Annotated in this window: 13 protein-coding genes; 8 read left to right on the forward strand and 5 right to left on the reverse strand. The window is 66.7% G+C overall.

Annotation, left to right across the window (positions count from 1 at the left end; translation table 11 throughout):
• Nucleotides 1-514 precede the first annotated feature (514 nt).
• From AC5RVB_RS16135 to AC5RVB_RS16150, 4 genes are all read left to right on the forward strand, one after another.
• The gene (locus tag AC5RVB_RS16135) at nt 515-2,407 is read left to right on the forward strand and encodes a hypothetical protein (protein WP_494143153.1); all 1,893 of its coding nucleotides are present in this window, start codon (nt 515-517) and stop codon (nt 2,405-2,407) included.
• A gap of 113 nt (nt 2,408-2,520) precedes the next feature.
• Nucleotides 2,521-2,940, forward strand: a complete 420-nt coding sequence (locus tag AC5RVB_RS16140; RefSeq protein WP_227905326.1) for a hypothetical protein — start codon at nt 2,521-2,523, stop codon at nt 2,938-2,940.
• Between the two features lie 158 nt (nt 2,941-3,098).
• A complete protein-coding gene (locus AC5RVB_RS16145) occupies nt 3,099-3,470 on the forward strand; it encodes a hypothetical protein (RefSeq protein WP_494143154.1) in 372 nt (123 codons plus the stop codon).
• 26 nt (nt 3,471-3,496) lie between these two features.
• On the forward strand, nt 3,497-3,997 hold the full coding sequence (locus AC5RVB_RS16150; RefSeq protein ID WP_227929077.1) for a hypothetical protein: 501 nt from the start codon (nt 3,497-3,499) through the stop codon (nt 3,995-3,997).
• Between the two features lie 8 nt (nt 3,998-4,005).
• Here the strand turns inward: AC5RVB_RS16150 and AC5RVB_RS16155 are convergent, their stop codons facing one another.
• A complete protein-coding gene (locus tag AC5RVB_RS16155) occupies nt 4,006-5,244 on the reverse strand; it encodes an acyl-CoA dehydrogenase family protein (RefSeq protein WP_494143155.1) in 1,239 nt (412 codons plus the stop codon).
• A 101-nt stretch (nt 5,245-5,345) separates the two neighbouring features.
• Here AC5RVB_RS16155 and AC5RVB_RS16160 point away from each other — a divergent pair, with 101 nt between their 5' ends.
• The 4 genes from AC5RVB_RS16160 to AC5RVB_RS16175 all read left to right on the forward strand — a co-directional run bounded on the left by AC5RVB_RS16160 (nt 5,346) and on the right by AC5RVB_RS16175 (nt 8,007).
• Nucleotides 5,346-6,530, forward strand: a complete 1,185-nt coding sequence (locus AC5RVB_RS16160) for a thiolase family protein (protein ID WP_494143156.1) — start codon at nt 5,346-5,348, stop codon at nt 6,528-6,530.
• A 127-nt stretch (nt 6,531-6,657) separates the two neighbouring features.
• Nucleotides 6,658-6,924, forward strand: coding sequence for a hypothetical protein (locus tag AC5RVB_RS16165; RefSeq protein WP_494143157.1), 267 nt, complete (start codon nt 6,658-6,660; stop codon nt 6,922-6,924).
• Between the two features lie 123 nt (nt 6,925-7,047).
• On the forward strand, nt 7,048-7,437 hold the full coding sequence (locus AC5RVB_RS16170) for a VOC family protein (protein WP_494143158.1): 390 nt from the start codon (nt 7,048-7,050) through the stop codon (nt 7,435-7,437).
• A gap of 93 nt (nt 7,438-7,530) precedes the next feature.
• Nucleotides 7,531-8,007: a hypothetical protein gene (locus AC5RVB_RS16175; RefSeq protein ID WP_494143159.1), complete on the forward strand. Its 477-nt coding sequence runs from the start codon at nt 7,531-7,533 to the stop codon at nt 8,005-8,007.
• Here the strand turns inward: AC5RVB_RS16175 and AC5RVB_RS16180 are convergent.
• The 4 genes from AC5RVB_RS16180 to AC5RVB_RS16195 all read right to left on the reverse strand — a co-directional run.
• A complete protein-coding gene (locus AC5RVB_RS16180; protein ID WP_494143160.1) occupies nt 7,937-8,743 on the reverse strand; it encodes an HAD family hydrolase in 807 nt (268 codons plus the stop codon). The genes AC5RVB_RS16175 and AC5RVB_RS16180 overlap by 71 nt on opposite strands.
• Nucleotides 8,740-11,532: a phosphoribosyltransferase domain-containing protein gene (locus AC5RVB_RS16185; protein WP_494143161.1), complete on the reverse strand. Its 2,793-nt coding sequence runs from the start codon at nt 11,530-11,532 to the stop codon at nt 8,740-8,742. Before AC5RVB_RS16185 ends, AC5RVB_RS16180 begins: the two co-directional genes overlap by 4 nt.
• Complete coding sequence (locus AC5RVB_RS16190; protein WP_227905300.1) at nt 11,529-12,713, reverse strand: HpcH/HpaI aldolase/citrate lyase family protein; 1,185 nt, start codon at nt 12,711-12,713, stop codon at nt 11,529-11,531. Before AC5RVB_RS16190 ends, AC5RVB_RS16185 begins: the two co-directional genes overlap by 4 nt.
• Nucleotides 12,714-12,719: 6 nt before the next feature.
• A partial coding sequence (locus AC5RVB_RS16195; RefSeq protein ID WP_494143162.1) for a hypothetical protein occupies nt 12,720-13,358 on the reverse strand: 639 nt, incomplete at its 5' end.

Genomic DNA, 13,358 nt, shown 5'->3' on the forward strand with positions numbered 1-13,358 from the left:
CAGCACAGCAGCCACCCGCGGCTCCCCGGCCGGCGAATCCACCACAGCAACCCCCGGCCGCGCCGGCCCCGGCCCAGAAACCTCCGCAAACCCCGTCCGAGCAGCCGGAACCGCCGTCGGCTGAACCCTCGGAGCCTGCACCGTCCCCGTCGGCTCCGCCCACGATTCCTGCGCCGGACCCGGAACTGCCCACGCCGTCGCCGCCGCCGGTACCGCCGGAGCCTTCGCCCACGGCCCCGGGGACTCCCCGGATTCCGTCACCGCAGCCGCCTGCGCCGGTGCCGAGCCCGCCGTCGTCGCCGCGGATCGCCGAGCCGGTGAACGTCCCTGGCCCCGCAGCAACGCAACCCGTCAGCTAGTCGGGTTCGCGGGTAGGCGGCTACGCAGTCCGCCACCCGGGCTGACACGGCGGCAGGCGTGAAGGCCCCGCGGTACCGGGTGCCCGGCGTCGGCTGTACTGTTTATCCTGCGGCTCAGAAGCGGAAGTGCTTGCCGGGGGATGGGGGATCCTGAAATGGACTTTGATGCTGGCACGGCTGACCAGCTCATAGCGGCCTGTGACGAGGCCGCCGCTGCGTTGGGTGAGCAGTGCGGTCCGCGGGCCTCGGCTACGGGAGAAGCGCTGGAAGAATTCCGCGGCCCGTTCGCGGACTCGTACCGCCGGAATGCCGCAGCGCAGCTGGCAGCACGGAACATCCTGATCGGCGCGCTGGAGGATGTTGCCCGTCAGGTTCGGTTCGCGAAGACCCAGGCCGAACAGGCCCGTCAGGACCTCAAGGAAAAGCAGGCGAGGACCCTGTTCAAGCTGCTTGAGGAGGGCATGGTAGCCGCTGGCGCCGATTACCTCCGGGACCGGCTTCCGGGGTTTTCAGCCCCGGGGGAGTTGTTCGAGTCCGAGGTGCCCCGCCCCGAGGTGGCCTTCCCATCGATGGTCTTCCAGCTCCACAATTGGGCAGTCAGCGGGACGCCGGGCACGAGTTCCGCAGTGCCGGATGCCCTGAAGAAGGCAGCATCGCTGATCTTTGACCAGGAGGATGCGGCTGAACCGGTCTGCCAGGATGTTGTCCGGGCTTTGGACAGCTTCCGGAACTCGTGTTCCTGGGTGGTGATCGACGTCGGCACCTTCGGGCCGGCGGTCTCCCAATACAACCAGGATGACCGTGACGACGCAGGAAAGCTGTGGCAGATCGGGCAGGCCTTCAGCACCGCAGGGCAGGACGGTGACCTGGCCGGTTCGGTGGAGCTGTCCTCCACGGCGTTGGCCCTGGCCATTTCCCCCGGATCCGTGCGCGGGGAGGCACTTCTGAAGTTCTTCGAAACGGCCTCGCCGGTTGACCTCGAAGTGGCGTCGAAGAATCCGGCGTGGCTCACACACCTGCCGTCGGTGTCAGCAGAACGCATCGCCGAGTGGTGGGCCGAGTTGCAGGCCTCGGGCAACGCGGCCAACGGCTTCACGGCTCAGCAGCTGGTGCTGCTGGAATCGGCGCCGAAGGTCTTCGGGTCCCTCGACGGGGTGCCGGCACTGGCCCGCGTGCACGCCAACAGCATCGCCGCGGTCAAGGACATTGAAATTGCCGAGGCGCAGCTGGCCCGGCTGCGGGAGATCGGCGGCGACTCCGAGGCACGCGAGGCGATGCTGATGAAGGAAATCGAGTACCTGAAAAGGGTCGAAGCCGGCCAGGTGCAGCTGTATCTGTACAACCGCGGCGAATCGCGGATCATTGAAATGCTCGGGACCCCGGGCCCGGACACGCAGCGCACGATCACGTATGTTCCCGGCACGTTCACGAGCATGAAGAGTTTCTATACCGGAGGAGTCCAGGACTTCGCGAACTACATGGTGGGTATGGCCCCGAATACGGTGGCATTTGTGTATAAGGACGGGCTTTTCCCCGGGGAGAATCAGGAGGAAGGCGGGGAGGACCTCCGGCGACTCCTGGAAGCCAATGATCCGCAGATGGGTTACGACGCCGGCAGACAGCTGGCCGGCTTTCAGCACGGAATGCTCACCGACCCGGCCTTGCAGGGCACCGAGCAGGTTGGCATCGGTCACAGCTGGGGCTACGTCAACCTCACCAGTTCGGAAATCCACGGGGCGGAATATGACAAGTCCCTGTCCCTGTCCGGGGCGGGGATGCACGAAGAATGGGAGCCGGACGAGGATACTAGTTATTCGAATTACGTTTACGGTACGGATGCCCTGCTCTGGGCACAAAGAAGGGGATTGGTCTGGGATGACAAGATTCCCAGCGAACATGATGCATTCACCAATCACGAGTATGCCGTCCCCAATGAGGGGACCTTCTGGCCTGACAGCACTCCGATTGAGGACCATTCGCTCCCCACAACGAACAGCAAGGACAATGCAGAATTGCTGGAAGATGCGCTCCGAGAGGTAATGCAATGACCCGAGCCAGATGCACCGCCGCAGCAATGATCCTGCTGCTAGGCCTCGTCGGCTGTGCAAGCAACGCGGCGGAGACGCCGACACCAGCAAGTCCTACCGAAGGGAACACATCCGTGGCATCAGAGCTGACCTGGCAGGACGCAAAGGCCCGAACACAGGCCATGGAATTGGAGATCGCCGATTCGCTTCCTTTGGACTTAGTGGCCGGGATCGAGCAAATGCCGGACGGGGTTCTGATCAAGTGTGGTGACTCTGCTGTGAACTGGCACGGCGCGACCACCGTTACTTTGAGTGAGGGAACTGAGCCGGACCCGCTCGTTCGGGAGTTGGAGGCGAAGTACCGGGACAGCCGCTTCCAGATAAAGGTGCGGGACCCCGCACCGGCGGGACATTACGAAGTTCAGCTGCGCTCTCCGGATACGGCCGAAATCTATATCATCGGCGAAGGACTTGATCCCTCCACGATTCGTATTGCCTCCGGTTCTGATTGCTTCCCTTGGCCTGAGGACGAATACATGGGCGGTAAGTTCTAGACGGCGGCCTTCTGGTGCGCAACGGAATGATTCGGGGGCAAGCGGCGGTCGTAGGTGTGATTCTCCTGCTTAACCTTGCAGGCTGCGGTGAGGATTCGTCCGCGCCCGCCGGAGGGGACGAGCTGACCTGGCAGGACGCTAAAGCCCGGACACAGGCCATGGAATTGGAGATCGCCGATTCGCTTCCGCCGGACGTGGTGGCCGAGGCCGAGCAAATGCCGAAGGGGGGTCTGATCGAGTGCGGTGACTCTTCCGTCAACTGGCATGGCGCGACCACCGTGACTTTGACTGAGGGGACTGAGTCGGAGCCGCTCGTTCGGGAACTGGAGGCGAAGTACCGGGACAGCCGCTTCCAGATAAAGGTGCGGGACCCAGCTCCGGCAGGACACTACGAAGTTCAACTGCGCTCGCCGGATACGGCCGAAATTTACATCATCGGGGAAGGATTTGATCCCTCCACGATCCGTATCGCTTCCGGCTCCGAGTGCTTTCCCTGGCCTGCGGACGAAACGATCCGGGGGGATTTTTGAGTTCCCGGGCTTTGAAAGGTGGAGGTGTGGCCCGGACACGGTCCGTTGCATCGCTGGTGCTGGTGCTCTGCGTCATGGGCTGCGCTGAGGATTCGTCCGCGCCGGCCGGAGGGGACGAGCTGACCTGGCAGGACGCTAAAGCCCGGACACAGGCCATGGAATTGGAGATCGCCGATTCGCTTCCGCCGGACTTGGTGGCCGAGGCCGAGCAAATGCCGGAGGGGGTTCTGATCCAGTGCGGTGACTCTGCAGTGAACTGGCACGGTGCGACCACCGTGACCTTAAGTGAGGGAACGGAGCCGGAGCCGCTCGTTCGGGAGTTGGAGGCGAAGTACCGGGACAGCCGCTTCGACATCAAGGTGCGGGACCCAGCTCCGGCAGGACACTACGAAGTCCAGTTGCGTTCTCCGGATACAGCGGAGATCTACTTCATAAAAAGGGGAGTGGAACCCGGCACGATTCGTATTGCCTCCGGTTCTGACTGCTTTCCCTGGCCTGAGGGCGAATACATGGGCGGCAAGTTCTAGCGGCCGGCCTACCGGAACGCGCCGATTCCGGTAATGTGCTGGCCCAGGATCAGGGTGTGGACCTCATCGGTGCCCTCATAGGTGCGGACTGATTCGAGGTTATTGGCGTGCCGCAGCGGTGAATAGTCCAGCGTGATGCCGTTGCCGCCCAGAATCGCCCGGGCGTCGCGGCAGATTGTGATGGCCTCGCGCACGTTGTTCAGCTTGCCTACGGAAATCTGGACCGGTTCCAGCGTTCCTGCGTCCTTCATCCGCCCGGTGTGGATGGCCAGCAGCACGCCCTTCTGGATCTCCAAGAGCATGTTCACCAGCTTCTCCTGCGTGATTTGGTAAGCCGCCAGGGGTTTGTCGAACTGCAGCCGCTCCAGTGAATAGGCCAGCGCCGCCTCATAGCTGTCCCTGGCCGCGCCCATGGCACCCCACAGGATCCCGTAGCGGGCCTCGTTCAGGCAGGAGAACGGTCCGCGCAGGCCCTTCGCGCAGGGCAGTACCGCCGTCTCCGGCAGCCGGACATCCTCCAGGAACACATCGCACTGGATGGAGGCACGCATGGACAGCTTCGGTTCAATCGGCACAGCCGTGAATCCGGGGGTATCCGTGGGCACCAGGAACCCGCGGATCCCGTCAGCGGTCTGCGCCCACACCACTGCAAGGTCCGCAATGGAAGCCAGCCCGATCCAGCGTTTGGCGCCGCTGAGAACCCACCCCTCGCCGTCGTGCTCCGCGAAGGTGGCCATGCTGGAAGGATCCGAGCCCGCGGTGGGTTCGGTGAGTCCGAAGCAGCCGATCAGCTCGCCGGCGGCCATGCCGGGCAGATACCGGTTCTTCTGCTCCTCCGAGCCCCATTTGTGGATAGCGGTCATGGCCAGTGACCCCTGGACGGAGACGAAGGTGCGCAGCCCGGAATCCCCGGCCTCCAGTTCCATGGCAGCCAGGCCGTATTCCACGGCGGAGCGCCCCGGGCACCCGTAGCCCTCCAGATGCATCCCCAGCAGGCCCAGGCTGCCCAGCTCCCGGACAATCTCCACGGGGAACACCGCGTCCTCATACCAGTCCTTGATGTTGGGCCGGATGCGGTCATCCACGAAGCTGCGCACCTGCTCGCGCAGCGTTCGTTCCTCAGCGGTCAGCAGCGCGTCCAGTCCCAGCACATCGGACGCGGTCCGCAGGGCGTCTGCCGCGGACGGGGATGTTTCCCCGGTATCACTGCCTGCGGCCGGAATGCCGTCTGCTGCGGGAATGCTCATGTGCCGATCCTCCTTGGGTGCCGGGCATGGGGCGCCGGCTCCCGAACGCGTTAACTGTCGTCTGGATCACACTACTATTTGATGCGCAGTAGTATTCGTGCATGACTGAGGCCTATTTGATTTCCGGTGTCCGCACGCCCGTGGGCCGCTACGGCGGCTCCCTGTCCGGGGTCCGGCCCGACGATCTGGCCGCGCTGGTGCTCGGCGACGCCGTTGCCCGCGCCGGCGTGAACCCGGCCGATGTGGACGAGGTAATCCTGGGCTGCACCAACCAGGCCGGGGAGGACAACCGGAACGTGGCCCGCATGGCCGCACTGCTGGCCGGATTCCCGGAGACGGTACCGGCCATGACGGTGAACCGGCTCTGCGCCTCCGGACTCAGCGCCATCCTGATGGCGTCGCAGATGGTGAAGTCCGGGGCGGCGGACATTGTGGTGGCCGGGGGAGTGGAGTCCATGTCCCGTGCCCCCTGGGTGCTGGCCAAACCGGAGAAGGCCTTCGCCAAGCCCGGGGAACTGGCGGACTCGGCCATCGGCGCCCGGTTCACCAACCCGAAGTTCTATGACCTGCCCGGCACCACCTATTCGATGCCGGAAACGGCCGAGGAGCTCGCCTCCCGGGAAGGGATCTCCCGGGAGGACTCGGATGCGTTTGCGCTGCGCTCCCATACCCGGGCGCTCGCCGCCGTCGACGAAGGCCGGTTCGCAGCCGAGATTATGCCGGTGGAAACCAGGAAGGGCGTGGTGAAGACCGATGAGGGCCCGCGCCGGGAAACCGGCATCGAGGCGCTGGCGAAGCTGCGGCCCATCGTGCGGCCCGACGGCGTGGTCACCGCCGGGAACGCCAGCTCACTGAACGACGGCGCGTCCGCCGTCGTTGTGGCCAGCGCCGGCGCGGTGCGCAGGCTGGGCCTGGACGCCCGCGCCCGGATTGTCGACGGCGCGGCCGCCGGGGTGGCATCGGCGGTCATGGGCATCGGCCCGGTGCCGGCCACGAGGAAGGTGCTGGAGCGCGCGGGCTGGTCGCTGGGGGACATCGGCGCGGTGGAGCTGAACGAGGCCTTCGCTGCGCAGTCCCTGGCCTGCATCCGGCAGCTGGGCCTGGACGAGGACGTGGTGAACCGCGACGGCGGTGCGATTGCGCTGGGGCATGCGCTCGGTTCGTCCGGGTCGAGGATCACGGTGACGCTGCTGAACCGGATGGAGCGCGAGGGTGCAGCCCGCGGTCTGGCGACCATGTGTGTGGGGCTCGGGCAGGGCGTGTCGATGCTGCTGGAGCGGGTGTAGGGGCGGGCTGTCTCGAGTCGCGGGCTGCGGTCCGGGCCGGGCCCGGGGAATCCACAGGATGCGGCAATCTCGCTGGCCGTCCCGCGGGAGGTCCGTTAGTCTTCGCGCGGGTCCGGGAGGCGGGGAGATGAAAATACGACGGCCGCGGATGGTGCTGCTTACCTACATCGTGGCGGCGATTGTTGTCGCTGTATTTGTGTCGCTGCTGGTAGGCGATGCGTCCTGGCTGATTGCGGCCGGTGCAGGAATGGGTGTCACCTTGGGCGTGTACTTCGGCAACAGGAAGGCGCGTGAAGTTGATGCGTACCGCAGGGAATGGCTGGGCAGACGGGCCCGCGGAGGGAAGGGGTCCGGGCCTGACGGAGGGGAGCACTCCGGAGGTAACGAGCGCTGATCGGCCCCGGTAGCTCCATCGAGTCGGCAAGACTTACGGTTTTTGAGCGGAAAATCGGTAAATTGCGCCGACTCGTTTCCTGGCAGGCGCGGACCGGGGCGCGCTGCCCGTAGGCTTCGGGCCATGACTGCGATGATCTCCCACACCACGTTCGACAGCCTGGATGCCTACGCCCAGTCAGTGTTCTGGGCGAAGGTGCTGGATTTTTCCGAAGACCCGCAGGATCCCAACCGGCCCGGGGATGAGGAATGCATGATCTTTTCTCCCGACGGCGGGCAGCGGCTGCTGTTCATCAATGTTCCGGACGCGAAGCAGGTCAAGAACCGGCTGCACCTGGACCTGCAGCCCGCCGAGGTGGGCGGCCGGGACCAGGAGCTGCAGCGGCTGCTGGAGCTGGGGGCCACGCAGGTGGATGACCAGCGCCGTGAGGACGGAACCGGCTGGGTGGTCCTGGCCGATCCGGAGGGCAACGAATTCTGCATCCTGCGCAGCGAGGCCGAACGCACCGCCTGAATCCGCTGCGCAGGCCCGGATATCAGGGGTAGGCTGACCCGGGATCGATGCAGGGAGCGGGGGATGTTGTTCATCCCGGAGAAGGGGGCAGCCATGGCGTTGTTTAGTTCAGACCCGGTTGTGGCGAAGAAGGAACACTGGACATCGCCGCAGCCGCCGCACGTAGTCCTGCAGGCACTGACAGAGGCCTTCTCACACCACGGCGAAAAACTGCGGCACGTCGGGCCCCGGCTGGAAGTGCGCCTCGGCTCGCGCTGGAAGTTCACCCATTTGGGTCCCTTCTTCGCTCAAGGGCGGGCCAATATCCCGCTGGTACTGGTTTTCGTCACCGCGCCCTCCGGCTACGGGACGGCCATCACCGCGCACGCCTTTGATACGTTGGGCTTCCGGCTGGGCGACGGATCAGTCTTCGGCGTCCCGGAGGCACTCGCGTGGCGGGTGGAGGAATTCCTCACCTATGCGGCCGGCGTGGTGGGAGTCCACCGGCCCGGCCCTGCAGCTAGGCCCGCACCAGGTCCAGTACCTGGCGCAGAATCTCTTCCCCGGCAAGAACTCCGCGGGTTTCAGTGATCTGCAGGTGCGAATCAACCCAGCCGGCGTCGTCCAGTTCGCCGTGCGCGGGACGGAGGGCGACATCGGCGGCTTCGAGCATAGGCCGGTCCAGCAGCGAATCCCCGGCGGCAATAATGCGGTCCGATCCGGTGCGCCGGGCCACCTCGGCCACGGCATCCTGCTTGGTCACCGGCACCGGCACGCAATAGAGCTTCCGGCCCTGCAGCGACACGGTCCAACCCCGCTCCGCGCACCACGCTTCCAGCTCCAGCAGGAACTCTCCGGGCAGCGCCGCCCGGTCCACTACGGCGTAGGCGAACAGATCCTCGGCGGTGCGCAGCTTCAGCGTCCAGGCCGCGAACTCCGGCCGGGCCAGGTACGCGGACACTTCCGCCAGCGGCGCACAGCCACCGGCCACCAGTGAGCGGACCTTCTGCTGCCAGTCGGCATCCGGAACACCGTGGTGCAGCAGCACCCCGCCGTTGGTGGTGACGGCATACTCAGGTGCGGGACCGGGCAACCGGATCCGTTGGTACTGCGCCACCGTACGGGTGGTCACGGGCATAAACACGCACTCGCCGGCAGCGGTGACCAGCAGCTCTTCGGCAGCCCGGGTCATAAAGGACAGCGGCTTACCTTCATAGACCTCGGCCACCACCATGGCCGGTGCGGCAGCGTCTTCGGTGTCGAGGAACAGTGCGTTGGCCGAATAGATCAGCGTCCGGTCCAGGTCCGAGGCGAAAAGGGTCCTCACGCGCCGGCCCCCACGGAAGCCGCGTCGCTTGCAGCCGTATCGCCGGCTTCAGAAGCAGCCACGGCCTTGCCGTCCGCGCCCACGGCGCCGGCGGTGAACCGCGGATGGATCAGCCCCACGCAGCTGAACGGCAGGTCCGGCACCTCTTCCACCGGGACGCCGCGCTGTTCGGCCAGCAGCAGCACGTGCGCCACCTCGGAACGCGCCGCCGGATGCACCAGCACCTTCCACGGCACCCGGCGCAGCAGCACCCGCGTGGTTTCGCCGACGCCTGGCTTCACCAGGTTCACGTTATGGATGCCGTATTCCTCGCTAAGCCGCTCCACGGCCTGCCAGCCCACCCAGCTGGGCGTCCGGTCCGCGGCAGCCAGTGAGGCTGCAGCGGCGACGGCGTCGGAGCGCACGGCGTCGAACTGCGCCTCCACGGCGGCCAGGAACTCCCGCGACACATCCGCGGAGGCCAGATGGGCGTAGAACTTTGCCCCGTGGAAATCCTCCGGCCCAATCAGCTCCTTGTTGAACACGGTGCGGGACACCAGCCCGGACACTGTCGAGTTCAGGCAGGCCGACGGGATCAGGTAGTCCTCGCGGGTGCCGAACAGCTCCACGGAGTGCCCCGGATCGGCCAGCACCGCCAGCTGCGCGGAGAACCGCACGCCGTCGGTCGACTCGAACTTCTCCAGTGCGGCGGTCAGTTCCCGGGTGATGGCGCCCTTGCCGGTCCAGCCGTCCACAAACAGGATCCGCTTCGGGTCATACCGGGCGGCCAGATAGCGCAGGGCCGTTTCATCCATACCCACCCCGCGCACAATGCTCATGGTGTAGTGCGGCAGGTCCAGGCCGTGCATCCGCTGCGCCCAGCGGCGCATCAGGATGCCGATGGGAGTGCCCGCGCGGGCCAGCGAGACCAGCACCGGCTCGTTGTTCCGTGCGGCCAGCGCCATCTCCGTCACGGTGCCGACGGCGGTTGCGACCCGGGGTGCGGACCGGACCAGTGCCTCCGCATAGAGGTCCTGGTACTGGGCCGAGGGCAGGTACTCCATGGGCAGCGATTCGGCGTAGTTCGCGCCGCCGGACTGGATGGCTGCTTCCCGCTCTGCGGTGGGTGCTTCCAGCTGGGCGTCGCGCAGGTCCTTGAGCAGCCAGGTGACATCTTCTGCGGCGTAGGAACCGAACTCCGGTCCGGTCAGCGGCACGGCAACAGACGGCTGCGGCGTCCAGGCCCCCGGGGCGGGGACGTCCGCGGGCATCAGCACCACAACGACGGCGCCGGTCACCGCACGCAGCGCCTCGGTGACGCTGCCTGGCCCGGTGATGGAGGCAAGCTCGGTGCCGGGCTCGGGCAGGAGGACGATGCTGCCGAAACCCTCTGCTGCGGGAGCCGCCGTCCCGGCTCCGGGATCCACGCGACCGGCAGGTCTCCGGCGCGGCCCCACGTTGTAGGCGTGCCGCGGGCCGGGACCGTCCTCGGTGACATCATGGCTGGCGAAGTCCACCGAGGTGTTGATGGCGTAATCGGGCCGGTCGATCGGCACGATGGGGGAGCGGGTGGTGGTGGAGAACCGGACCTGCCCGCTCTGCAGGGCTTCGGCCAGCGCGTTGGCGACGGTGAGGGGTACGTGGATGAATTCCTCGCAGCCGAGCACCAGCACCGGGGCATCCGAGTCCGGGAGCATATCCCGGATCCGGGCCGCAATGTAGGCCAGGTGTTCCCCGGACACGGCGCCCGGCAGTGCTTCAGGCAGGGTGCCGAGGTAGTCGGAGGATACTCCGGCGGGGTTGCCGAACCGGTCGCTGCGCAGCCGGCGGGTGGTAATGGCGCCCAGGTCCAGCACGTCCACCGTGCCCGGCGCTTCGGGAGAGGCGATCGCTCCGGGGGAAGCAGCCGCGGCGGCAGCCGGTTCCGTGGCCGTGCCGGGCAGCGTACCGATGAGCTCCTGCGCCCGGACCAGGATGTCCTCACCGAGTTCGATTCTGCCGGTGCCCAGGGCCACGACCTTGATCTTGCAGTCCAGGCCGGCGGCGAGCTCATCAAACCGGGTACGGTCCGCGTCGGAGCGCAGGTCAATGAGGGTAGCCACCACGTACAGCGGGTGCGGGGCGGCGGCGTGCAGCTCGGCGATGGTGTTGATGACCGTGGCTCCGGTGCTGAGCTCGTCATCGACCAGCACCACGGGGGCGTTGCTGTTCAGCGCTGCCGGGTCGGTGGGCAGCAGCCGGTGTGAGGTGGCGTGCGAGTGGGCTTCCTCGAACGCCCCGTAGGCCACCGCGCCGGCCGGGGCGTGCCTGGTGGAATGGATGTAGTAGGAGCCCAGGGTGTCAGCCACCAGCCGGCCCAGCCCGGTGGCGGTTTCGGCGTAGCCGATGGTCACCACCTCGGGGTGGGAGACGGGCAGGTCCCACAGGGTTTCGCGGGCGTACTGCAGCCGTGTCCGCGGCGGGCGGACTGCGCCCGGCCCTGCGGCGTCGTCGTGCGTCGCAGCATCATCTCCCCGCAGCACCTGCTGCAGGTCGGCGGCGACGGAACGGAGCACAGCGGAGTCCACCGTGCTGCCGAGGGCAGCACCGGCGAGGGTGCCGAGCAGCTCGCCGGCGGCCAGTACCAGGGCAGGTTCGGTGGGGACGTGCTTGGCCAGCACGCGGGAAACCAGCAGATGCGCCCGGCGCGGGTTGCGGCGCAGCGCCAGTCCCACCAGGTCCTCCACCGGCAACAGCGCAGAGGGGTCGGAAATGATCCGGACGCCCAGGGCCTCGTGGACAAAACCGCCGGTCCAGGGGTGCTGGCTCAATTCATGCTCGCTTCCAGGAGATCTACGTAAGTGGTATCGGGTGCGGCGACGCCAAAGGCCGCGGCACGGACGAGGGTGGAAGCAGCCCACGCCTGATGCGGTTTCATTTCATTCATCTTGTTCCGGTACGGCGATGCCGCTGCCCCGCCGCCGGCCTCGCCGGAAATGTGCAGGGCATCCAGATACGCCTCGTGGCTGATGACGGACATGGCGTGGACCAGCGGAACGTGGGAGGGGTGGATCACGGTTTTGCCCAGCAGGCCGTTGGCCAGGTCCAGTTCGATTTCCCGGATCAGCCCGTCCAGGTTCGCGGTGAGCAGCCGTTGCCGCAGTCCGAGTTCGTCCGCTTCGGCGAAGGGTGTGGCGCGCAGCTGGGGCCGGAGCAGGCGTTCGCCGGAACTGTAGTGTTCCCAGACCGGACCGCTGATCACAAAACCGTTCGGGCGGCCCAGTACGTTCACAATGTCGCCGATGACGGCGGAGACCACCTTGACGTCATAGATGGTCAGGTCGCGGGAACGGCGCAGGCCGAAGGCGCTGGACATGTCCGTGGCGCCGATCCGGACCGAGAGGATATCCGCCCGGTGTGCCTGCAACACCTGGTAAATGCCGGAAAGGGTCTCCGTACGGGTTTCGGCATGGATCATCAGCGGGGATTCCAGGATCGGCATGATCCGCAGCGGCCGGGCAGCCGGGTCCCCGGAACGGCGGGAGGCATTAACGCTGTGCAGCGCATCGAGGAAACGCTGGGCCGCCCCGCTGCTGTTTTCGAACTTGGGGATGACGAAACCGGTCAGCACGTCGAGGGCGTCACCGCAGCGTTCAGCGAGGCTGAGCAGCTGCTCCGGGCTGCGGACACGGACAAACAGCATCAGCCCGACGGTGTTGCCGGCGGTGGTTTCGGCGTGCAGCTGGCCAAGGGCCGCCACCACGTTGGTCTCCGCCGCCGGAACATCGGCGTCGGCAATGGAATCCTCAAGGCACAGGACCATGCTCAGCGCCCCGCGGGTGCCCTGTTTGCGGATGTCCTTGACCAGCTCGGTCCGGGTGGCAGGGCAGTACAGGGTGGCGCCCAGCGCGGTGGCGAGCAGTCCGGGCTCGGAGGCGAGGCTCAGCTCCTGCGGCGGAAGATGGAACAACCGTCCGGTTTCGGCCTCGCTGAGGTAGGCAAAGTGGCGCATCCGAGCTCAGTTTCCCCGGAAGGGGAACTCCGAGGACATGGTGAATCCGAAGGCCTCCCAAATGGCCTTGAGTTCCATCCCGTACGGAATCACCTCCGCCCGGAGTTCCAGCACGTTGCCGATCCGCAGTACCGAGAGCACGTAGAAACTGCGCTCGCCGGCCTTGGCCGGGACGGTCAGTGACCTGCCGTTATAGATGCCCACGCTCATGGGCTGTTTCGGCTTGGGGAAGAACAGGGCGCGGCGGAGCATGGATGACCGGCGCAGCGGAATGAGCGCCAGTTCCTCTTCGTAACCCACCACCGGCCGGTTACCGGGGGTGTCCACAACAACCCCGGAGAGGTTCTCGCGGCGCAGTTCCCCGGATGATACCGATCCGGTACGGAAGTCCGCGGCTTCCCACACCGCGCGCATGGAGCCGGCGACGGCGAGGGTGCCCACTGCCGATTCCATCGGCGTCAGGCGGACCACCGGGTTCTGCTTGTCCAGGGTGCGCACCTCCTGCATCCCGGGAGCCGGGAACAGCTTGGTGTGCAGCGGTACGCGTCGCTGCGGGGTGCCGGCAGCAACGCGGCCCTGGCCTGCGGCGGCACCGGGCCGGGACGGCGGGCCGGCTGACGGGGCCGGCTCGCGGGAGTTCCCGAG

Source organism: Arthrobacter sp. Y3225209 (genome assembly GCF_059090685.1).